At 72.2% G+C, this 20,788-nt stretch carries 19 protein-coding genes and 2 riboswitches; of the genes, 12 read left to right on the top strand and 7 right to left on the bottom strand.

Features of this window, described 5'->3' with window-relative positions:
- Positions 1 to 13: 13 nt before the first annotated feature.
- Positions 14 to 1,303: a DNA recombination protein RmuC gene (locus tag ACTHLI_RS12340; RefSeq protein WP_440184012.1), complete on the bottom strand. Its 1,290-nt coding sequence runs from the start codon at positions 1,301 to 1,303 to the stop codon at positions 14 to 16.
- An 86-nt stretch (positions 1,304 to 1,389) separates the two neighbouring features.
- Here ACTHLI_RS12340 and ACTHLI_RS12345 point away from each other — a divergent pair, with 86 nt between their 5' ends.
- Together ACTHLI_RS12345 and ACTHLI_RS12350 are read left to right on the top strand one after the other, a co-directional pair.
- Complete coding sequence (locus tag ACTHLI_RS12345) at positions 1,390 to 1,971, top strand: ArsR/SmtB family transcription factor (RefSeq protein ID WP_440184015.1); 582 nt, start codon at positions 1,390 to 1,392, stop codon at positions 1,969 to 1,971.
- Positions 1,968 to 3,164, top strand: a complete 1,197-nt coding sequence (locus ACTHLI_RS12350; RefSeq protein WP_440184019.1) for an MFS transporter — start codon at positions 1,968 to 1,970, stop codon at positions 3,162 to 3,164. Before ACTHLI_RS12345 ends, ACTHLI_RS12350 begins: the two co-directional genes overlap by 4 nt.
- Here ACTHLI_RS12350 and ACTHLI_RS12355 read toward each other — a convergent pair.
- Positions 3,161 to 3,766 (bottom strand): exonuclease domain-containing protein, encoded by a 606-nt coding sequence (locus ACTHLI_RS12355; RefSeq protein ID WP_440184021.1) that lies wholly within the window; start codon positions 3,764 to 3,766, stop codon positions 3,161 to 3,163. The genes ACTHLI_RS12350 and ACTHLI_RS12355 overlap by 4 nt on opposite strands.
- A 152-nt stretch (positions 3,767 to 3,918) precedes the next feature.
- Positions 3,919 to 5,247 (bottom strand): MATE family efflux transporter, encoded by a 1,329-nt coding sequence (locus ACTHLI_RS12360; RefSeq protein ID WP_440184023.1) that lies wholly within the window; start codon positions 5,245 to 5,247, stop codon positions 3,919 to 3,921.
- 44 nt (positions 5,248 to 5,291) lie between these two features.
- Here ACTHLI_RS12360 and ychF point away from each other — a divergent pair, with 44 nt between their 5' ends.
- Positions 5,292 to 6,362: a redox-regulated ATPase YchF gene (gene ychF, locus ACTHLI_RS12365; protein WP_440184025.1), complete on the top strand. Its 1,071-nt coding sequence runs from the start codon at positions 5,292 to 5,294 to the stop codon at positions 6,360 to 6,362.
- Between the two features lie 9 nt (positions 6,363 to 6,371).
- On the opposite strand, the gene ACTHLI_RS12370 is transcribed toward ychF, so the two are convergent.
- A complete protein-coding gene (locus ACTHLI_RS12370) occupies positions 6,372 to 6,578 on the bottom strand; it encodes a hypothetical protein (RefSeq protein ID WP_440184028.1) in 207 nt (68 codons plus the stop codon).
- 143 nt (positions 6,579 to 6,721) lie between these two features.
- Here ACTHLI_RS12370 and ACTHLI_RS12375 point away from each other — a divergent pair, with 143 nt between their 5' ends.
- From ACTHLI_RS12375 to gcvP, 4 genes are all read left to right on the top strand, one after another.
- Positions 6,722 to 7,327: an LON peptidase substrate-binding domain-containing protein gene (locus tag ACTHLI_RS12375; protein ID WP_440184031.1), complete on the top strand. Its 606-nt coding sequence runs from the start codon at positions 6,722 to 6,724 to the stop codon at positions 7,325 to 7,327.
- A 45-nt stretch (positions 7,328 to 7,372) separates the two neighbouring features.
- Positions 7,373 to 7,473, top strand: a riboswitch (glycine riboswitch).
- Positions 7,474 to 7,579, top strand: a riboswitch (glycine riboswitch). It abuts the riboswitch before it with no gap.
- Positions 7,580 to 7,628: 49 nt separating this feature from the next.
- Entirely contained in the window at positions 7,629 to 8,768 is a 1,140-nt protein-coding gene (gene gcvT, locus ACTHLI_RS12380) for a glycine cleavage system aminomethyltransferase GcvT (RefSeq protein ID WP_440184034.1), read from the top strand.
- Positions 8,769 to 8,770: 2 nt separating this feature from the next.
- A complete protein-coding gene (gcvH, locus tag ACTHLI_RS12385) occupies positions 8,771 to 9,145 on the top strand; it encodes a glycine cleavage system protein GcvH (RefSeq protein WP_440184036.1) in 375 nt (124 codons plus the stop codon).
- On the top strand, positions 9,142 to 12,081 hold the full coding sequence (gene gcvP, locus ACTHLI_RS12390) for an aminomethyl-transferring glycine dehydrogenase (RefSeq protein WP_440184038.1): 2,940 nt from the start codon (positions 9,142 to 9,144) through the stop codon (positions 12,079 to 12,081). The genes gcvH and gcvP overlap by 4 nt, the downstream gene beginning before the upstream one ends.
- Before the next feature lie 7 nt (positions 12,082 to 12,088).
- On the opposite strand, the gene ACTHLI_RS12395 is transcribed toward gcvP, so the two are convergent.
- The 3 genes from ACTHLI_RS12395 to ACTHLI_RS12405 are packed head-to-tail and all read right to left on the bottom strand — an operon-like array spanning position 12,089 to position 14,216.
- A complete protein-coding gene (locus tag ACTHLI_RS12395) occupies positions 12,089 to 12,634 on the bottom strand; it encodes a 2'-5' RNA ligase family protein (protein WP_440184040.1) in 546 nt (181 codons plus the stop codon).
- Positions 12,635 to 12,645: 11 nt separating this feature from the next.
- Positions 12,646 to 13,443, bottom strand: a complete 798-nt coding sequence (locus ACTHLI_RS12400) for a GNAT family N-acetyltransferase (protein ID WP_440184043.1) — start codon at positions 13,441 to 13,443, stop codon at positions 12,646 to 12,648.
- A complete protein-coding gene (locus tag ACTHLI_RS12405) occupies positions 13,440 to 14,216 on the bottom strand; it encodes a CPBP family intramembrane glutamic endopeptidase (RefSeq protein WP_440184045.1) in 777 nt (258 codons plus the stop codon). Before ACTHLI_RS12405 ends, ACTHLI_RS12400 begins: the two co-directional genes overlap by 4 nt.
- A 244-nt stretch (positions 14,217 to 14,460) precedes the next feature.
- Between ACTHLI_RS12405 and ACTHLI_RS12410 the strand changes: the two genes are divergently transcribed.
- The 5 genes from ACTHLI_RS12410 to ACTHLI_RS12430 all read left to right on the top strand — a co-directional run bounded on the left by ACTHLI_RS12410 (position 14,461) and on the right by ACTHLI_RS12430 (position 20,675).
- Positions 14,461 to 15,474 (top strand): ABC transporter permease, encoded by a 1,014-nt coding sequence (locus tag ACTHLI_RS12410; protein WP_440184048.1) that lies wholly within the window; start codon positions 14,461 to 14,463, stop codon positions 15,472 to 15,474.
- Between the two features lie 127 nt (positions 15,475 to 15,601).
- The gene (locus ACTHLI_RS12415) at positions 15,602 to 17,368 is read left to right on the top strand and encodes an ABC transporter substrate-binding protein (RefSeq protein ID WP_440184050.1); all 1,767 of its coding nucleotides are present in this window, start codon (positions 15,602 to 15,604) and stop codon (positions 17,366 to 17,368) included.
- A gap of 76 nt (positions 17,369 to 17,444) precedes the next feature.
- Positions 17,445 to 18,452 carry an ABC transporter permease gene (locus tag ACTHLI_RS12420; RefSeq protein ID WP_440184053.1) on the top strand — a complete coding sequence of 336 codons (1,008 nt, stop codon included), beginning with the start codon at positions 17,445 to 17,447 and terminating at the stop codon, positions 18,450 to 18,452.
- A gap of 13 nt (positions 18,453 to 18,465) precedes the next feature.
- Positions 18,466 to 19,551, top strand: coding sequence for an ABC transporter ATP-binding protein (locus ACTHLI_RS12425; RefSeq protein WP_440184055.1), 1,086 nt, complete (start codon positions 18,466 to 18,468; stop codon positions 19,549 to 19,551).
- Between the two features lie 17 nt (positions 19,552 to 19,568).
- Positions 19,569 to 20,675 (top strand): ABC transporter ATP-binding protein, encoded by a 1,107-nt coding sequence (locus ACTHLI_RS12430; RefSeq protein ID WP_440184057.1) that lies wholly within the window; start codon positions 19,569 to 19,571, stop codon positions 20,673 to 20,675.
- Positions 20,676 to 20,788: the final 113 nt, after the last annotated feature.

Here is a 20,788-nt window from a genome sequence, read left to right on the forward strand (position 1 = left end):
GGAAGGGCCCGGCTCAGGCCGCGTCCTCGTCCTGTCCGCGGGTCAGCTCCGGGGCGGTGAACGGGCGCGGGGCCGTGTCGACCGGGAGCGCCTCGCCCAGGATCTTCGACTCGTCCATCCGGTTGATCTGCCGGCCGGTCACGAGCACGCGGGTCTCGAGGGACGCGGCGAACTCGTTGTAGGTCGTGACGGTGCGCTCGATCGCGCCCCGCAGCTTCTCGGCCCGCTGCGCGAGCACCGAGAGCCGGTCGTAGAGCGTGCGGCTCAGCGTGAAGAGCCGGTGCGCGTCCTCCGTCAGCTCCTGCTGCGTCCACGTGTAGGCGACCGTCTTCAGCACGGCCCAGAGGTTCACCGGCGAGGCGAGCGCGACGCGCTTGGAGAAGGCGTGGTCGAGCAGCGACGGGTCGGCCGCGAGCGCGGCGGACAGCAGCGACTCGCTCGGGAGGAACGCGACGACGAACTCGGGGGAGTGGAAGTCGGTCCAGTACCCCTTCGCGGCCAGGGCGTCGATGTGCGCCCGGACGGCCTTCACGTGGTCCTTCATGAGCGACTCGCGGCGCGCGCCCTCCGCGCCGACCGCGGTCTCCGGGATCTCGTTCGCCTCGATGAACGCGGCGAGCGGCACCTTCGCGTCCACCGCGATGCACTTGCCCTCGGGGAGGCGGACGACGAGGTCGGGGCGCCGGGTGCCGTCCTCGGAGCGCGTCGTCACCTGCAGGTCGAAGTCGACCCGGTTCGTGAGCCCCGCGCTCTCCACGAGGCGCCGCAGCTGCGTCTCGCCCCACGCCCCGCGCATCGAGTTGTGCCGGAGGGCAGCGGCGAGCGACTCGGCGGTCGTGCGCACCTGGTCGGACGAGGCGCGGGTGGCGAGCAGCTGCTGCTCGAGCGCGCCGTACTGCGCGGCGCGCTGCTGCTCGAGCGTGTCGACCTTGCTCTGCACCGTCCGCAGCGTCTCCTGCACCGGCGCGAGGGCCTGCAGCACCCGTGCCTCCTCCTGCTCGCGTCGGCGCCGCTCCTCCGCCTCGACAGCGCGGGCCGTCCGCTCCTCCTGCGCACGCCGCTCGGCCGCCGCGACCTCCCGCTGCAGGCCGTCGATGGTCGCCTCGTACGCGGCGAGCTCGGTCCGGAGGTCGGCGGCGACCGCGTCGCCCTCCGCCCGCACCCGCAGGAGTGCCGCCTCCTGACGCCCCGCGACCACGGCCGGGTCCTCGCCCGCAGGACGGCGACCGCGCAGCACGGTCGCGAGCAGCGCGCCGAGCACGACGCCGAGGAGCAGCGCGACGACGGGGAGCAGAGCAGCCATGCCGGGATGGTCGCAGTGGGGTCCGACAGGCGCATCCTGTCGAAGTGAATCTTTCGAAAGAGTCGCTTCAAAGGTAGGGTCAGCGGATGGCCGATGACCGCGGACCCCGTCTCGTCGACGACGTCCGAGCGCTGCGGGCGCTCGCGCATCCGGTGCGCCTCGCGCTCATCGAGCACCTCGTCGTCGACGGGCCCCTGACCGCGACCGAGGCCTCGGAGCTCGTCGGCGAGTCGCCGAGCAGCTGCTCGTTCCATCTGCGGCAACTCGCGAAGTACGGATTCGTGGAGGAGACGGGGGAGGGCACGGGCCGTCGGCGTCCGTGGCGGATCACGCGGCTCGGGCTCGACTTCGACCCGGACGCCGCGGATCCGGCCGTCGGGCGAGCGAGCGCCGAGGTGGCCGCGCTGTTCCGCGAGCGGCAGATGGACCGGTACCGGATGTGGCGGATGACGCGCTCATCCTGGTCCGAGGCCTGGCGCCGGGCCTCGATCGACAGCGAGTTCGCGTTCTGGCTCACGCCTGCCGAGCTGCAGGCGGTCGGCGCGGAGCTGCAGGAGCGGCTGCTGGCGATCGGGCGTGAACGGCTGGCCGATCCCGCTGTCCGTCCGGAGGGCGCAGCGCCCGTCGAGGTGCTGCTGTTCGGCTACCCGATGGGTGAGCCCGAGTGAGAAGGCTCCTCGCTGATCGGGACGTCCGCCTGGTCGTCGGCGGTCAGACCGTCTCCGCGTTCGGCGACGCGGCGTTGTGGCTCGTCGCGGCCGTGTGGGTGCAGCGGCTCACCGATTCGGTCGCACTCGCCGGCCTGACCTTCTTCTTCCTGACGTTGCCGGCCGTGTTCGCTCCGCTCGCGGGCCTGCTCGTGGACCGAGTGCCGCGCCGTCCGCTGCTCGTGATCGGCAATCTCGTCTCCGGGGTGCTCGTGCTGCTGCTGCTGCTCGTCCGCGGGGCCGGCGACGTCTGGCTGATCTGGCTCGTGATGACGGGGTACGGCTGCTCGGCGGTCCTGCTCGGGGCGGGGGCCTCCGCGCTCCTGCCGGACGTGGTGCCGGCCGCGCAGCTCGGCCCCGTGAACGCGCTCATCCGGTCGCTGCGCGAGGCGCTCCGCGTGGTGGCTCCGGCGTTCGGCACCGCGCTGTTCGCCATGGCGGGCGGTGGTGCGGTCGCGGTGGTCGACGCGGTCACGTTCCTGGTCGCGGCGGGTGCGCTCGGCCTCCTCCGGATCGTCGAGTCCCCACGGGAGACGGAGGAGCACCCGCATCTCCTGCGGTCGATCGCTGCCGGATTCCGCCATCTCGCGGGGATCGAGGTGCTGCGCAGGACGACCACGGCGCTGGGCCTCATCCTGCTCGTGGTCGGGTTCCTCGAGAGCGCCGGGTTCGCGCTCATCGTCGACGGGCTGCACCGGCCAGCCGCCTTCGTGGGCGTCACCCAGCTCGCGCAGGGCGTCGGCGCGATCATCGGCGGCGTGACCGCCGTGCGAGTGCTCCCGAGGACGGGGGAGTCGGCGCTCGCCGCGCTCGGCGGGATCGGGATCGGGGCGGGCTGCGCCGTATGGGCCCTGCCGCCGAGCCCGGTCTCCGTCTTCGGCGGCGCCGCGCTCATCGGCGCGGGGCTGCCATGGCTCGCCATCGGTGCCGAGACGCTGGTGCAGCTGCGCACACCCGGCCCGCTGCTGGGCCGCGCGTTCGGTGCCGTGGAGGTGGCGACGAGCGTGCCCCAGACCGTCTCGATCGCCACCGGCGCGGCGCTGCTCACCGTCGTCCCGTACGGCTGGGTGATCCTCGTCGTGGCCGTCGTCTGCGCCGCGACCGGGCTGTGGCTGCTGATCGGTCGCGCGGGCCCCTCGGCCGAGCCCGCTTAGGCGAACGCCATCGGCACGCGGGTCTGCGGCGCGTGCGGCTCGAGCCGCGTCAGCCGGTCGCCGACCGCGTCCAGCAGGGCGGGCACGTCGGCCGCGTCGTGCCGGGCGGCCGCGTGCACGACGATCGCGGCGCACGCCTCCGCGTCCGCCAGCGCGTCGTGGTGCGCGAAGTCCTCGAACCCCGCCGCCATGGCCGCGACCGGCAGGCGGTAGGAGGTGAGCGCGTACGTGCGGCGCGCGACCCGGAGGCTGCAGAAGTAGTCGAGCGGCGGGGTGCGGACCCCGGAGGCGAAGCACGCGGCCCGCACCACGCCCATGTCGAAGCGCGCGTTGTGGGCGACCACCGGGCGGTCGCCGATCACCGCGATCAGGTCGTCCAGCTGCTCGGCCCAGCCCGCGGCGCCGACCACCCGGTCGGGCGTGATGCCGTGGATCCGGATGTTCCATTCGCTGAACACGTCGTGCCCGGCGGGCGGCCGGATCAGCCAGCCGACGCGGTCGACGACGCGACCGTCCTCCACCGTGACCACCCCGACCGAGCAGGCGGACGCGGCGGAGGGACCCGCCGTCTCGAAGTCGATCGCGGCGAAGTCCAGTGGCACGGACCGGACTCTCCCAGCCCCCTCCGACACCCGCACAACGCCGCTGTCATTCGGCCCCACCCGGCACCTGAGCAGGCTGTGCTCGCTCCGGCAGGCTCAGGGACGCCGTGCGGGCCTGTCGAAGCGAGCACAGCCTGCCGACGTGCTCGCCCTCAGTCCGCGCCGACGCGCGCCCAGCGCCCGGTCCGGATGCGGAGGGCCAGCGTGATCAGCCGCATCGCCATGAAGGCCACGCCGAAGACCGCCTGCACCGCGGCGACCGCGGCGGCCGGCGGCAGCGGCGCGACCGCCACGAGCACCAGCAGCGGGACGGCCACCACGAGGTTCGCCGCGCCGGCGAGCGCCAGGTACCGCCCGTCGCCCGCGCCGATGAGGATCCCGTCGAGCGCGAACACCACCGCGCCGAGCGGCAGCGACACCGCCATCACGAGCACCGCGCCCGGCACCGCGGCGAGCACCGCCGGGTCGGCGGTGAACACGGGCCCGAGCACCGGCGACAGGGCCGCGACCGCGAGGCCGAGCACCGCTCCGGCCGCGACGGCGAGCTCGAGCAGCCGCCGGAGGACCTCCCGCGCCTCCGGCACGTCCGCCGCGCCGAGCGCGTGCCCGATCATCGCCTGGCCGGCGATCGCGAGCGCGTCGAGCGCCAGCCAGACGACCGCGAAGAGCGAGAACACGATCTGCACCGCCGCGAGCGCCGTGGTCCCGTGCGCGGTCGCGGCGACGACCGTGCCGACCATCGCGATGCGGAGCGTCAGGGTCCGGAGGAATAGCCAGCCGCCGGCCCGCGCCGCCGTGAGCACACCGCCGAGCCCGGGACCCACCGGCGCGCCCGCCCGCCGAGCGTGCCGGAGGCACACGGCGACCAGGACGATCGCCAGGCCGGTCTGGGCCGCGACCGTGCCCGCCGCCGAGCCGCCGATGCCCCAGCCGAGCCCGTAGATGAGGACCGCGTTCAGTGCGGCGTTCGCGGCGAAGCCCGCGACCGCGACGACGAGCGGCGTCCTCGCGTCCCGCAGACCGCGCAGGAACCCGGTCGCCGCGACGACGACGAGCATCCCCGGCAGGCCCCAGACCGCGATCCGGAGGTAGGCGAGCGCCGCCGCCTGCACCGCAGGTGCCGCGCCGAACAGGCCGACGAGCCACCCTCCTGCCACCGCGCCGATGACGGCGAGCAGCGTCCCGGCCGCGGCGGCGAGCCACAGCCCGTCGATCCCGGCCCGGGCGGCGCCGCGCGGGTCGCCCGCGCCGAGTCGCCGGGCGACCGCGGGCGTCGTGGCGTACGCGAGGAAGATCAGGAGGCCGACCGCGGTCTGCAGGACGGTGCCCGCGACCCCGAGCCCCCCGAGCGCGGTGGCGCCGAGGTGCCCGACCAGCGCGGTGTCGGTCGCGACGAACAGCGGCTCCGCGAGCAGCGCGCCGAGGCTCGGCACCGCGAGGGCGGCGATCGCGCGGTCGTGCCTCGAGCGCAGCACCACCACCCGCCGACCGTACCGACCTCCTGGCCCGGTTACGGTTGACGGCCGTGGCTCTCACCATCGGCATCGTCGGTCTGCCCAACGTCGGCAAGTCCACGCTCTTCAACGCGTTGACGAAGAACACCGTGCTCGCGGCGAACTACCCGTTCGCGACGATCGAGCCGAACGTGGGCGTCGTCGACCTGCCCGACCCGCGCCTCAAGGTGCTGGGCGACCTGTTCTCCTCCGAGCGGCTCGTGCCCGCGGCGGTGTCCTTCGTCGACATCGCGGGCATCGTGAAGGGCGCGAGCGAGGGCGAGGGGCTCGGCAACCAGTTCCTCGCGAACATCCGCGAGGCGGACGCGATCGCGGAGGTCGTCCGCGGCTTCGCGGACCCGGACGTGGTGCACGTCGCCGGCGGGGTGGACCCGAAGGGCGACCTGGAGACGATCGGCACCGAGCTCATCCTCGCGGACCTGCAGACCCTCGAGCGGGCTGAGGCCCGCGTGGAGAAGGAGGTGCGCGGGCGGAAGACGCCGCAGGAGGTGCTCGACACCATCCGCGCCGCGCAGGCCGCGTTGAACGAGGGCACCCGCCTCACCGCCGCAGGGCTCGACCTCGAGCCGATCAAGGACCTCGGGCTGCTCACCGCGAAGCCGGTCCTGTTCGTGTTCAACCTCGACGAGGGCGTCCTCACCGACGAGAGCAGGAAGGCGGAGCTCGCCGCGCTCGTCGCACCCGCCCCCGCGGTGTTCCTCGACGCGAAGATCGAGAGCGAGCTCATCGACCTCGACCCGGAGGACGCCGCAGAGCTGCTCGCCTCCACCGGGCAGGAGGAGAGCGGCCTCGACCAGCTGGCCCGCATCGGCTTCGACACGCTCGGGCTGCAGACCTACCTCACCGCGGGGCCGAAGGAGGCGCGGGCCTGGACCATCCGCCGCGGCGCGCACGCCCCCGAGGCGGCGGGCGTCATCCACTCCGACTTCGAGAAGAAGTTCGTGAAGGCCGAGGTCATCGGCTTCGACGACCTCGTCGCGGCCGGCTCGGTCGCGGAGGCGCGCAGCCGCGGCCGAGCGCGCATCGAGGGCAAGGACTACGTGATGCAGGACGGCGACGTCGTCGAATGGCGGCACGGCTGACCGTCGGCGTCAGGTGAGCACCACGACCGCGACGATCGTCGCGACCGCGCCGACGAGCACGACACCGCAGCCGAGCGCGAGCAGGAGGAGGCCCTGCGGCAGCCGGCCCCCGGTGCGTACCCGGGTGCGGGCGAGCACGAGCACGGCCGGGAACGTGAACGCGACGGCCACCAGGGCGACGATCGCGACGAGCAGCGCCGCCGACCCCGCCGTCATGTCGTCACCGTAGCCACCCCACCTCGCTGCGGGGGCTCCGCGCGGCAGATCCGCCGGCGCGCGCCCGCGGAACAGCCGCGGAGGGCCCCCGGAGGAGCCGCGGACGCGCGAAGCGACCCCGATCCGTGCTGCACTTGTCGGTGATGAGCCTCCTCCCGATGTTCCCGCTCGGCTCCGTGCTGCTGCCGCACATGCCGCTGCCCCTGCGGGTCTTCGAACCGCGCTACCTCGCGATGCTCCGCGACATCCTCGGTGACGAGCCGGCCGAGTTCGGGGTCGCGCTCATCGAGCGGGGCCAGGAGGTGGGCGGCGGCGACGTCCGCGTCGACCTCGCGACCGTCGCGCAGGTCGGCAGCCTGGACACCTCGGGGGAGTCGATCGTCCTCATCGCGCAGGGCGTGCGCCGCGTGCGGGTCGACCGGTGGCTCGACGACGCGCCGTACCCCCGTGCCGAGGTGACCGAGCTGCCCGACCCGGCCTGGTCCGACGACCTCGCGCCGCTGCTCGAGCGCGCCGACCGCCTCGTCCGGCGGGTGCTGAAGCTGGCTGAGGAGGCGGGGGAGGAGCTGCGCTGGCCCCCCGACATCGTGCTCGACGACGGCCCCGCCGCGGCCGCGTGGCAGCTCGCCGCGATCGCCCCGTTCGGGCCGCTCGACCAGCTGGACCTCCTCCGCTCGACCTCGATCGAACGCCTCCTGTCGCGGACGATCGACCTCGTCGACGACGCCGAGACGCTCTACAGCGCCTAGCCCGCGATCGGTAGCATGGGCCGCACAACCGAACACACCGGCCGAACGGCCGATGCGGGAGAGCCGGCACAGCGACACGTCGATGTGGCGGCACCGTAGGAGCAACCGCCCCGGAATCTCTCAGGTCCACGCACCGCATCGGCAGGCCGCTCTGGAGAGCGGAGCAGCACCCGCGGGTGCGCGGCTCCCGCCGACGGGGAAAGGCGACCCGAGGTCGCCGAATCTCTCAGGCCACCGAACAGAGGGGGAGTTCCGCCCGGGCCGGGCCGTCGGTCCGGTACCCGTCCGCGAAGGAGCCCGTGTGCCCGACCCGACGCCGAAACCGTCCCCCCTGCACGACGTCCACGTCGCCGCGGGCGCCGCGTTCACGGAGTTCGCCGGCTGGTCGATGCCGGTCCGCTACTCGGGCGACCTCGCCGAGCACCACGCGGTGCGCCGCGCGGCGGGCCTCTTCGACCTCTCCCACATGGCGGAGATCCTCGTGCTCGGGCCCGCGGCGGCCGAGGCGCTCGACGCCGCACTGCTCGGCGAGCTCTCCGCGGTCGCGGTCGGCCGCGCGAAGTACACGCTGCTGCTGAACGCCGACGGCGGCGTCGAGGACGACCTCGTCGTCTACCGCACGGGTGAGGACCGCTACCTCGTCGTCGCGAACGCCGCGAACCGCGAAGTCGTCGCCGACCACCTCCGGCAGCGCGTCGTCGGGTTCGACGCGGAGGTGCAGGACGAGACGGACGACATCGGCCTGATCGCGATCCAGGGCCCGCGCGCCCAGGAGATCCTGCTCGAGGTCCCGGGTTTCGCGGCGGACGACGACGACCCGACGGAGGCGCGCTTCCGCGTCCTGCTCGCCGAGCTCCGCAACTACCGCTTCCTCCGCGCGAACTGGGACGGTCACCCCGTGCTCGTCGCGCGTACCGGCTACACGGGCGAGGACGGCTTCGAGCTGTACGCGGCGCCCGCGCTCCTGCCCCGCCTCTGGGCGGTGCTCATGGACACGGGCCGCGGCTCCGGGCTGGTGCCCGCCGGGCTCGCCGCGCGGGACACGCTCCGGCTCGAGGCGGGCATGCCGCTCTACGGGCACGAGCTCACCACGACGACGACCCCGCAGCAGGCCGGGCTCGGCCGGCTCGTGCCGCGCGCCAAGGCGAGCGACTACGTGGGCCGGGCCGCCGTCCTGTCCCCGGAGGCGGAGGGGGCGCGCGTGCTCGTCGGTCTGCAGGCGGAGGGTCGCCGGGCCGGCCGCGCCGGCTACCCGGTGCTCGCCGGCGACCGCGAGGTGGGCGTCGTGACGAGCGGTGCGCTCAGCCCGACGCTCGGCCACCCCATCGCGATGGCGTTCGTGGACCGGGACGCGGTCGGCGCCGAGCTCGCGATCGACGTCCGCGGCACGCGCCTCCCCGTCACGACCGTCCCCCTGCCCTTCTACTCCCGAAAGGCCTGACCATGGCGACTGAGCAGGACCTCAAGTACACGGCCGACCACGAGTGGGTCGACGCGGCCGGCGACATCGCGACCGTCGGCATCACGGCCTACGCGGCCGCTCAGCTGGGCGACATCGTCTTCGTCGACCTCCCCTCGGTCGGCGACGAGGTCGAGGCGGGCCAGGTGATCGGCGAGCTCGAGTCCACGAAGTCGGTGGGTGAGCTCTTCTGCCCGGTCAGCGGCACGATCACCGAGGTGAACGACGAGGTGACGGCGAGCCCGGAGGTGGTGAACAGCGACCCGTTCGGCGCCGGCTGGCTGCTGAAGGTGCAGGTCGCCGAGCTGCCCGAGCTGATGGACAAGGCCGCCTACGACGCGCTGACGGGCGCCGCATGACGAACACCGCCGTCACTCCGCGGCTCGCGGCCCCGGACGCGTTCCAGCGCCGGCACATCGGCACGACCCCCGACGCCCAGGAGCGGATGCTCGCGGCCGTCGGGGTCGACTCGACCGACGAGCTGATGGCGCGCGCGGTTCCAGCCGCCATCCAGCTGGCCGACGACGCCCCGTCCTCCCTGCCGCCCGCGGCGACCGAGCGCCAGGCGCTCGCCGAGCTCCGCGCGCTCGCGGCGAAGAACACGGTGCGGACCTCGATGATCGGGCTCGGGTACTCCGGCACGATCACGCCGGCGGTGATCCAGCGGAACGTGCTCGAGAACCCCTCCTGGTACACGGCGTACACCCCGTATCAGCCGGAGATCTCGCAGGGGCGTCTCGAGGCGCTGCTGAACTTCCAGACGATGGTCGCGGATCTGACCGGACTGACGACGGCGAACGCGTCGATGCTCGACGAGGCGACCGCCGTGGTCGAGGGCATGCTGCTCGCCCGGCGCGCGTCGAAGGCGCGCACCGCGCGCTTCGTGGTCGATGCGGACGCGCTGCCGCAGACGAAGGCGGTCCTCGCCGGCCGTGCGGAGGCGGTCGGCATCGAGCTCGTGGAGGCGGACCTCGCGGCCGGCGGGCTGCCCGACGGCGACCTGTTCGGCGTGCTCGTGCAGTACCCGGGCGCCTCGGGCCGCGTGTGGGACCCGTCCGCCGTGATCGCGGCGGCGAAGGAGCGCGGCGGCCTCGCGGTCGTCGCCGCCGACCTGCTCGCGATGACGCTCCTCACGCCGCCGGGCGAGTTCGGGGCGGACGTCGCCGTCGGCTCGAGCCAGCGCTTCGGCGTGCCGATGGCGATGGGCGGCCCCCACGCCGGCTTCATGGCGGTGCGCGCCGGGCTCGAGCGGCAGCTGCCCGGCCGGCTCGTCGGCGTCTCGAAGGACGCGGACGGCCAGCCCGCCTACCGGCTGAGTCTCCAGGCGCGCGAGCAGCACATCCGCCGCGAGAAGGCCACGAGCAACATCTGCACCGCGCAGGTGCTGCTCGCGGTGATGGCGTCGATGTACGCCGTCTACCACGGGCCTGGGGGGCTGCGGCGGATCGCACGCGAGGTGCACGCGCTCGCGGCAGCGGCGCAGCAGGCACTGGGCGACGCCGGCGCGGACGTCGAGCAGGGATCGCTGTTCGACACCGTCCGCGTGCGCGTCCCCGACGCCGAAGCCGTCGTCCGCGCCGCACGCGACCTCGGCATGTGGCTCCGGATCGTCGATCCGCGGACGGTCGCGGTCTCCTTCGACGAGACGCATGTCGGCGAGCCGGTGCTCGAGCGCGTGCTCGCGGCGTTCGGGCTGGGGCCGCGGCCCGAGCCGACGGACGCCGACGACCTGCTTCCGAGTCGTCCGTCCGCCCTCCCGCGGGAGCTCCTGCGCACCTCCGACTACCTCACGCACCCGGTCTTCAACAGCTTCCATTCCGAGACCGGCATGATGCGGTACCTCAAGTACCTCGCCGACCTCGACTACGCGCTCGACCGCGGGATGATCCCGCTCGGCTCGTGCACGATGAAGCTGAACGCGGCGACCGAGATGGCGGCCGTGACCTGGCCGGAGTTCGCCGACCTGCACCCGTTCGCTCCGGCGGAGGACGTGGCGGGCTCGCTCGAGCTCATCGGGCAGCTCGAGGGCTGGCTCGCGGACCTCACCGGGTACGACGCCGTCAGCCTGCAGCCGAACGCCGGCAGCCAGGGCGAGCTCGCGGGCCTGCTCGCGATCCGCGGCTATCACCGAGCGAACGGCGACGACGGCCGCACCGTCTGCCTCATCCCGTCCTCCGCGCACGGCACGAACGCCGCCTCCGCGGTGCTCGCGGGGCTCAAGGTCGTCGTGGTCGCGTGCGACGAGCTCGGCAACGTCGACCTCGACGACCTGCGGGCGAAGGTCGCGCAGCACGCGGACGCGCTGGCCGCGCTGATGATCACCTACCCCTCGACGCACGGCGTCTACGAGCACGAGGTCCGGGCGGTCACCGACGCGGTGCACGCAGCAGGCGGCCAGGTCTACATCGACGGCGCGAACCTCAACGCGCTCGTCGGCCGGGCCCGGTTCGGCGACTTCGGCGGCGACGTCAGCCACCTCAACCTGCACAAGACGTTCTGCATCCCGCACGGCGGCGGCGGACCCGGCGTCGGTCCGGTGGCGGCGAAGGCGCACCTCGCGCCGCATCTCCCGTCCCACCCGTTCGCGCAGGAGGCGCCGGAGGGCGTCCGGGGTCCTGGCAGCTTCGGCGGCACGCCCGTGTCGGCGGCGCCGTTCGGCTCGCCCGGGATCCTCCCGATCTCCTGGGCCTACGTGCGGATGATGGGCGCGGACGGGCTCCGCGACGCGACGGACGCAGCGGTGCTCGCGGCGAACTACGTCGCGGCTCGGCTCGGCGACGCGTTCCCGGTCCTCTACCGCGGCGACGGCGGCCTCGTCGCGCACGAGTGCATCCTCGACCTGCGCCCACTGACGGCGGCGACCGGCGTGACCGTGGACGACGTCGCGAAGCGGCTGATCGACTACGGCTTCCACGCGCCGACGATGTCCTTCCCGGTGCCGGGGACGCTCATGGTCGAACCGACCGAGAGCGAGGACCTGGGCGAGATCGACCGCTTCGTCGACGGGATGCTCGCGATCCGGGCGGAGGCGGACCGCGTCGCCGCAGGGGAGTGGCCGGCGGACGACAACCCGCTCGTGAACGCGCCGCACACCGCGCGCGCGGTCACCGACACGGTCTGGCCGCACGCGTACTCGCGCGAGGACGCGGCGTACCCGTTCGAGCACGCCGTGCACGGGGAGGCGCGCCTGCGTGCCGTGCGCGGCAAGTACTGGCCGCCGGTGCGCCGGATCGACCAGGCGTACGGCGACCGCAACCTCGTCTGCGCCTGCCCGCCGCCCGGCGCCTTCGAGTAGCCGCCGCTCAGGCGAGCGGGGTGACGCGCTTCGCCTCCGAGTCCCAGAGGCGTGCGCCGACGAGGCGGCACCGCAGCGGCTCGACCGAGACCGCGGCGAGCGCCTCGCCGAGCCGCTCCGCCGGGACGCGCCTCGCGAGCGTCGCGTGCGGCGTCCACCGGTCGGGACGGGTCTGGTCCACGACCTCGGCGTCCGGGACCGCGAGCCGCACCGCGCGATGCACGGCCGAGTGCAGCGTCAGGAGCGGCCGGCTCGGGACGACCTGCCGCGCGAGCACCCAGCGGTGCCGGTGGCCGCCGAACAGCACGGGTGCGCCGAGGGTCACCGCGACGCCCGAGCGGGCCAGGTCCCATCCGTCGAAGACCGTCCGGAGGGCGGTCGTCCCGGTCGCGAAGCCGTCCGACTCCGTGACCGCGACGGTCACATGCGGCCGGTTGGATCCGCCCGAGTGCGACGCGAGGCTCGGGAGGCCGGCCTCCGCGAGCGCGGTCCATGCCGCCCGCAGCGCCGCCTCCGTGGCCTCGTCGAACAGCAGCTCGATGCTCTGCACCATCGCACCGGACGCTACGCGCCCCCGCCGACAGGATCGAGGGAGGCGGATGGGGCGTCGACGCGGCTGAGCTGGACCTGCGTCTCGACCTCGGCGAAGCCGAGCCGCCGGTACTGGCCGATCGCCGGACCGCCCCGCTCGGCGACGATGACGAAGAGCGCGCTCCGGAACCGCTCCGCCGCCGTCCGCACACCCGCCGCGATCAGGGCGCTCGCGAAGCCCCTGCGCCGATGGGCCGCGGCGGTCTGCACGTCCTGGAAGCGGGCGACACCGGCGCCCGCGTCCGCGATCCCCGCGGTCGCGACGATCCGGCCCGCGACCTCCACGCCCAGCCAGACGGCGCGGTCCGCCTCCACCACGTGCCGGTGCTCCTCGGTCCGCTGCAGCGTGAACGCGACGTGCCCGGCGTCGGGCTCGTCCTCCAGCTCGAGCGCGATCGCCGTCTGCGCCGCCCAGTCGTCATCCGTGGACAGCGTCCGCACGCCGGCCCCGCCTACCTGCGGGGCCCGGTGGGCGGTCAGGACCGCGAGACGCTCGACGGTGAACCCTGCACCGAGCCACGCGCCCTCGTCGAACGCGGGGTGCGGGTCGTCGATGCCGACGGTGACGAAGCCGGCGCCCGGGAACGCGGCGGCGTGCTGCGCCGCCCGCACGGAGGGCTCGCCGGCGGAGCGCACCAGGAGGAAGCTGCCCCAGCGGAACGCGGGGTCCTCGGGCATGCGCACGACCGTCGCGTCCGGCAGCCGTTCGATCCGGGCCCCCTCCGCCGCGCGCAGGGCCAGGTCCGTGGCGAACGCGAGGGAGACGGTCACGGCAGCAGCCCCGGCGCCAGCTGCTTCAGCAGGTCGTAGCCGACGAAGCTGACCAGATCGAGGATGAAGTGGGCCACGACGAGCGGCGCGACCCGGCCCCAGCGCCGGTACACGAGCACGAAGACGACGCCCATGATCGCGTTGCCGACGAAGCCGCCGAAGCCCTGGTACAGGTGGTAGGAGCCGCGCAGCAGGGCGCTCGTGAGCAGCACGGTCCAGGAGCGCCAGCCCTTCGCGTCGAGGCGGTCGACGAGGAACGCGACCACGATCACCTCCTCCTGCACCGCCGCGCGCGCCGCGGACAGCACGAGGACCGGAACCGCGTACCACTGCGGACCGATGCCGGAGGTCGCCACGTTGAGGTTGAGGTTCAGCGCCACCGCGCCGAAGTACAGCGCGAGTCCGGGCACGCCGATGCATGCCGCGAGCAGCACGCCCGCGCCCACGTCGAACCCGGGGCGCCGCAGGTCGAGCCCGATCCGGCGGAGCACACCCGGCCCCATCAGGTACAGGGCGAGCAGCACCGGCACGAGCGGGAACGCGATCGCGAGCAGCTGCTCGATGAGGTCGAAGAGCGCCCGCGTGTTCTGCTGCGGGTTCAGCGTCTGCGTCTGCTGGTTCAGCGGCCCCCGGGTGAGCGAGTCGGCGAGCGACAGGACCGAGTACACGGCCGACTGACCGAGGCTGACGCCGAGGACGAGCAGGACCTCCGCGCCCGGACGGAGGACGCGGACCCCGGTCCCGCGCCCGGCGCCGGATGCGTCTCCGGTCATGCGTGCGCCCCGCGGGCCCGGCGGCGTCCATCCGCGTGGTGCGCAACGACGTTGCGCGGCGGGGGCAGGATGGGCACGGATCTTCGGTCGGGTCGCACAGAAGCCGCCACGACCATTTCCGACATGTAACGAATTCTTCACCGGTTTTGTAGGGGGACCCGACGTACGTACAGTTTCTGGCGTCCCCATCCGGGGGCGCGGCAACGGAAGCCGCGAAACCACCTCGGGAGGTCACGGCGTGTCATTGAGCGGGCCAACCGAGTTCGAGGCCGTCGCCACCGACGACGGTCTCGCCGGACCCGGGCTGCAGAACGACGAGGACGAGGTCGCCGGCCCCATCGCCGGCAGGTCGCTCACCGCGATCGCCTGGCGCCGGCTGCGTCGGGACCGGATCGCGCTCGCGGGCGGCGTCGTCGTCGTGCTGTTCATCCTGGTCGCCGTCCTCGCCGGACCGATCACGGCGATCTACGGCCAGAACTACGCGACCCAGCACAACACCGGGAACTCGCTGCTGGACCCGCTGACGCAGATGCCGCAGGGCGCGTTCTCCGGGGCGAGCGGCACGCACTGGCTCGGCGTCACGCCCGTGCTCGGGCTCGACATCCTCGCGAACCTCATCTACGGCGCGCAGACGTCGCTCATCGTGGGGTTCCTCGCGACCGCCTTCTCGCTCGTCCTCGGAGTGACCCTCGGCGTGATCGCCGGCTTCGCCCGGGGCTGGGTCGACACCGTCATCTCGCGGATCATGGACGTGCTGCTGTCGTTCCCGACGCTGCTGTTCTCGATCGCGCTGATCGCCGTCTCGTCGTACATCAACTCCAGCGAGGTCTTCCGCTTCTCGATCATCATCTTCGTGCTGGGGTTCTTCGGCTGGCCGTACATCGGGCGCATCGTCCGCGGCCAGGTGCTGACCCTGAGGGAGAAGGAGTTCGTGGAGGCCGCCAGGAGCCTCGGTGCCTCGAACGGGCGCATCATGGCGCGCGAGATCGCGCCGAACCTCGTGGGACCGGTGCTCGTCTACACGACCCTGGCCATCCCGAACAACATCCTGGGCGAGGCGGGGCTGTCCTTCCTCGGCATCGGCGTCATCCCGCCGACGCCCTCGTGGGGCCAGATGCTGTCCGACGCGTCCCAGTACGTGCAGGTCGACCCCTGGTACCTCTTCATGCCCGGCCTGGCGATCTTCATCACCGTGCTGGCCTTCAACCTGTTCGGCGACGGTCTCCGCGACGCGCTGGACCCGAAATCGACGAGGTGAGCCGCCCCGTCGTGCGATCGTGCGGTTCGGCACGCGGCGCAGCCGCGCTCCGGACCGTCGGGCTCCGGCCCAACCCGGCAGCTGCACCGCTGCCGGTCACAGCAGAGAGAGACGAGTAAGGATCTCGATGATTACGAGAAAGAGGCAGGGCGCGATCGTCGCCGTGCTTGCAGCGGGAGCGCTCATGCTCACCGCGTGCACCGGTCAGGGGAGCGGTACCACGCCCTCCGGTGGCTCCAGCGGCACGGCGGCGGCCTTCAACGCCGCTGCGACCTCCGTCGTGAACCCGTCCACGAAGACGGGCGGCACGCTCAAGCTGCTGGCCCAGAGCGACTGCGACTCGTGGGACCCGTCGCAGACCTACTACGGCTGGTGCCTCAACATGCAGCGCCTGATGAGCCGCACGCTCATCAACTACTCGAAGGTGAACGGCACCAAGTTCACGCTCGCGCCGGACCTCGCGACCGACATGGGCACGCACAACGCCGACTACACCGAGTGGAAGTACACGCTCAAGTCGGGCCTCAAGTTCTCGACCGGCAAGGCCATCACGCCGATGGACATCAAGTACGCCGTCGAGCGCCTGTACGCCGCCGACGTGCTGCCGAACGGCCCGGGCTTCTACTTCACCGGTCTGATCAAGGCGCCGTCGTCCTACAAGGGCCCGTACAAGAGCGGTGACCTGCCCTCGTCGGCCATCGAGACCACGTCGAACACGATCACGTTCCACCTGAACAAGCCGTTCGCCGACTTCAACTACCTCCTCGCGCTGCCGACCATCGCGCCGGTGCCGTACAAGACCGAGGGCGGCGCGAACTACACGGGCCAGAACTACACGAAGATGCCGGTCTCGTCCGGTCCCTTCGTGATCTCGGCCTACACGCCGACGAAGTCCGTCACGTTCACCAGGAACAAGTACTGGTCGCAGAGCACGGACACGATCCGCAAGCCGCTGGCGAACGAGATCGACCTCACCGTCGACTCGAACCCGAGCGACATCGACTCGAAGCTCAAGGCGGGTGACGCGGACGCCAAGGCCGACCGCGCCATCGGGACGACCCTGCAGACGCAGGCGCTCACCAGCCCGACGCTGAAGAAGCAGGTGGACGACCCGGGCGGGCCCTCGACGTACTACTACGTCATCCCGTCCTCGGTGGTCCCCAACGAGCACTGCCGCCTCGCGATCATGTACGCCACCAACAAGGCGGGCCTGCTCGCCGCGAGCGGTGGCGCGGCCGCCGGCCAGGTCGCCGGTTCGTTCACCCCTCCGGGCATCCCGGGCTACGACCCGTCGTACAACCCGTACCCGGTCGGCAGCGACAACACGGGTGACATCACCAAGGCGAAGTCCGAGCTGGCCGCGTGCGGCAAGCCCAACGGCTTCTCGACCAAGGTGGCCTACCCGAGTGACTCGGAGACCGCGGGCAAGCGGTTCACGGTCATCAAGGCGGCGCTCGCGAAGATCAACATCTCGGTGTCGCCTGCGACGACCACCTCGGAGAGCTACTACAACACCTTCGTCGGCTCGCCGTCGAACGTGAAGAACCAGGGCTTCGGGCTGATCGACGCCGGGTGGGGTGCGGACTTCCCGACCCTGTACGGCTTCTACCAGAACATCATGAACGGTGCCGCGATCAAGCCGGCTGGTAACAGCAACTACGGCAGCGTCAACGACCCGACCATCAACAAGGTGCTCGACGACACCGGGACCCCGGTCACCAACGCCCTCGGCGTGACGGTGAACCACGCGGTCATGGCGACGGCGACGCAGCTGCCCTGGGCCTGGTCCAAGACGCTGTGGTGGCGCAGCACGCGGATGACGAACGTCACCTGCAACAACGCGCTCGGCTTCGGCGCATACGACTGGGTGAACGTGGGCGTCAGCGGAAGCTGACCTGTCCGTTCCCCGTCCTGCAAGAAAGGGATGAACGGGGCGGCGGCCGAGATGATCGGCCGCCGCCCTCACCGCAATGATCCGATTCATCGTCCAGCGGGTGCTCGGCGCCGTCGTCGTCGTCTTCATCATCAGCCTCGTGACCTTCCTGATCTTCCAGGTCGGTCCCGCGCTGTCCCACATCAACCCGGTGTACCTGTACACCGGCAAGATCCCGTTCAAGCCGGGGTCTCCTCAGCTCGAGGCGCTGATCCACCGCTTCGGCTTCGACCTGCCGTGGTACGAGCAGTACTTCCACTACGTGGCCGGGTTCTTCGGGCAGAAGATCACCGACGGGGTCAGCACCCCCATCGACTGCTCCTTCCCCTGCTTCGGCTACTCGTTCCAGCGGAACGAGCTCGTCAGCCAGCTCATCCTCGAAGCCCTCCCGGTGACCATCAGCCTCTGCATCGGCGCCGCGATCCTGTGGCTCGTCGCGGGCGTGTTCAGCGGCACGATCTCCGCCCTCCGTCCCCGCACGGTCATCGACCGCAGCGTCATGGGGCTCTCGCTCGGCGCGGTGTCGCTCCCGATCTTCTTCACCGGGCCGGTGTTCCTGCTGATCTTCAGCTACACGCTCGGCTGGCTGCCTGCCAACGGCTACACGCCGCTGACCCAGAACCCGGGCGCGTGGTTCCTCGGCATGCTCGGCCCCTGGATCTGCCTCGCGTTCCTCTTCTCCGCGCTCTACGCGCGGCTGACCCGCTCGAACATGCTCGAGACGATGGGTGAGGACTTCATCCGGACGGCTCGCGCGAAGGGCCTGGCGCCGCGCACGGTCATCGTGCGGCACGGGCTCCGAGCGGCGCTGACGCCGGTCGTCACGATCTTCGGCATCGACCTCGGGCAGCTCATCGGCACCACGGTCATCACCGAGACGGTGTTCAACCTGCGCGGCCTCGGCTACCTGTCGATCTCGTCGGTCGAGCGGTCGGACATCCCCGTCGTGCTCGGGGTGACGATCGTCGCCGCGCTCGCGCTCGTCGTCGCCAACCTGATCGTCGACATCCTCTACGCCTTCATCGACCCGCGCGTCGCGCTCTGATGGGACGACACCTATGACCACACCCCTCACGACGACCCGACCCGAGCCGGTGGACGACGCCGACACGTTCCTCACGGTCGAAGACCTCCGCGTCCACTTCCCGACGGAGGACGGCCTCGTCAAGAGCGTCGACGGGCTCTCGTTCGACCTCCGGCGCGGGGAGATCCTCGGCATCGTCGGGGAGTCCGGGTCCGGCAAGAGCGTGACCGCGCAGGCGATCCTCGGGCTGCACAAGGGGTCGAAGGCGCAGGTGAGCGGCCGGATCATGCTCGACGGCCAGGACCTCGTGCCGATGTCCGAGTCGGACATGCGCGACATCCGCGGCAACGAGGTCTCGATGATCTTCCAGGACCCGCTGTCGAGCCTCCACCCCTTCTACACGATCGGGAGCCAGATCTCCGAGGCGTACCTGGTCCACCACAAGGTCTCGAAGCGGGAGGCGCGGCAGCGCACGATCGAGATGCTGCAGAAGGTCGGCATCCCGAACGCCGCCGGCCGGTTCGACGACTACCCGCACCAGTTCTCGGGCGGCATGCGCCAGCGCGCGATGATCGCGATGGCCCTGATCTCCGACCCGAAGCTGCTCATCGCCGACGAGCCGACGACGGCGCTCGACGTGACCGTGCAGGCGCAGATCCTCGAGCTGATCAAGGAGCTCCGCGACGAGCTGAACTCCGCCGTCATCCTCATCACCCACGACCTCGGGGTCGTCGCGGAGACCTGCGACCAGGTCGTCGTGATGTACGGCGGCCAGTGCGTGGAGAAGGGGAGCGTGGACGAGCTGTTCGCGCAACCCGAGATGCCGTACACCTGGGGGCTGCTCGGGTCGATGCCGAGGATGGACCGCACGCGTCAGGAGCGGCTCACGCCGATCCCCGGCTCGCCGCCCTCGCTCATCAACGTGCCGAAGGGATGCGTCTTCAATCCGCGGTGCCGGTTCTCCGACCGCGTGCCGGGCAGGCGGTGCTTCACCGAGCACCCGGACCTGCTGCCCACGACCGGGACGTCGCACGTGCTCACGAGGCACGAGGTGCGCTGCCACATCCCGGCCGAGGAGCGGCAGCAGATCCTGCTGACCGAGATCCGGCCGACCCTGTGACCACCGAAGGCGTTGCGATGACCACCACAGCCCCGCAGCCGGCCGCCGCCGGCACGACGCGATCCGAGCCGCTGCTCGAGGTCGAGGGCGTCGAGAAGTACTTCCCCGGCCGGCGGGCCGGTCTGTTCGGCCAGAAGGGCAACCCGGTCCGCGCCGTCGACGGCGTGACGTTCTCGATCAGCGCGGGGGAGACCCTCGGGCTCGTGGGCGAGTCCGGCTGCGGCAAGTCGACCACCGGCCGGGTCGTCTCCAAGCTCATCGAGCCCACGGGCGGCACGGTGCGCTTCGAGGGGCAGGACATCACCCGGTTCTCCTCGCGGCAGATGCGCCCCCTCCGCCGCCAGGTCCAGATGATCTTCCAGGACCCGTACTCGTCGCTGAACCCCAGGCACACCATCGGCACGATCGTGGGCTCGCCGTTCCGCATCCAGGGCGAGAAGCCCAAGGACGGCATCAAGCGGACCGTGCAGGACCTGATGGCGCGCGTGGGGCTCAACCCCGAGCACTACAACCGGTACCCGCACGAGTTCTCCGGCGGCCAGCGCCAGCGCATCGGCATCGCGCGCGCCCTGGCCCTGCAGCCGAAGCTGATCGTGTGCGACGAGCCCGTCTCGGCGCTCGACGTCTCGGTGCAGGCGCAGGTCGTGAACCTGCTGGAGGACCTGCAGTCGGAGTTCGGTCTCGCGTACGTGTTCATCGCGCACGACCTCTCGGTCGTCCGCCACATCTCCGATCGCGTCGCCGTGATGTACCTCGGCAAGATCATGGAGCTGACCGACCGGGACACGCTCTACCGGGCCCCGATGCACCCCTACACGCATGCGCTGCTGTCGGCGGTGCCCGTGCCGGACCCGGCGACCGAGGCGCGCCGGGAGAAGATCCTGCTCACCGGCGACCTGCCGAGCCCCTCCAACCCGCCGTCGGGCTGCGTCTTCCACACGCGCTGCCCGAAGTTCAAGAACGAGCTGTCGGACTCGGAGCGCGAGCACTGCCGCACGGTCGAGCCGGTGCTCGAGGAGAAGCGGCCGGGCCAGCGCGTCTACTGCCACTTCCCGCAGGTGCGCGACGACCTCATCGGCGGCGAGCCGGGCCCGATCCGCGAGACGAAGCCGAAGGCCGCCTGACCTCCCCTTCGTCGGTGCGAAGATCTGCGCGCCGCGCGGCCCGGTGTCCGGAACGACGTAGGGGCCGTCGGCGCGGGGGCGGGGGTACAGCACGGGGGCGTGGAAGGCGCCCG

Source organism: Amnibacterium sp., assembly GCF_051956055.1.
GTDB lineage: Bacteria > Actinomycetota > Actinomycetes > Actinomycetales > Microbacteriaceae > Amnibacterium.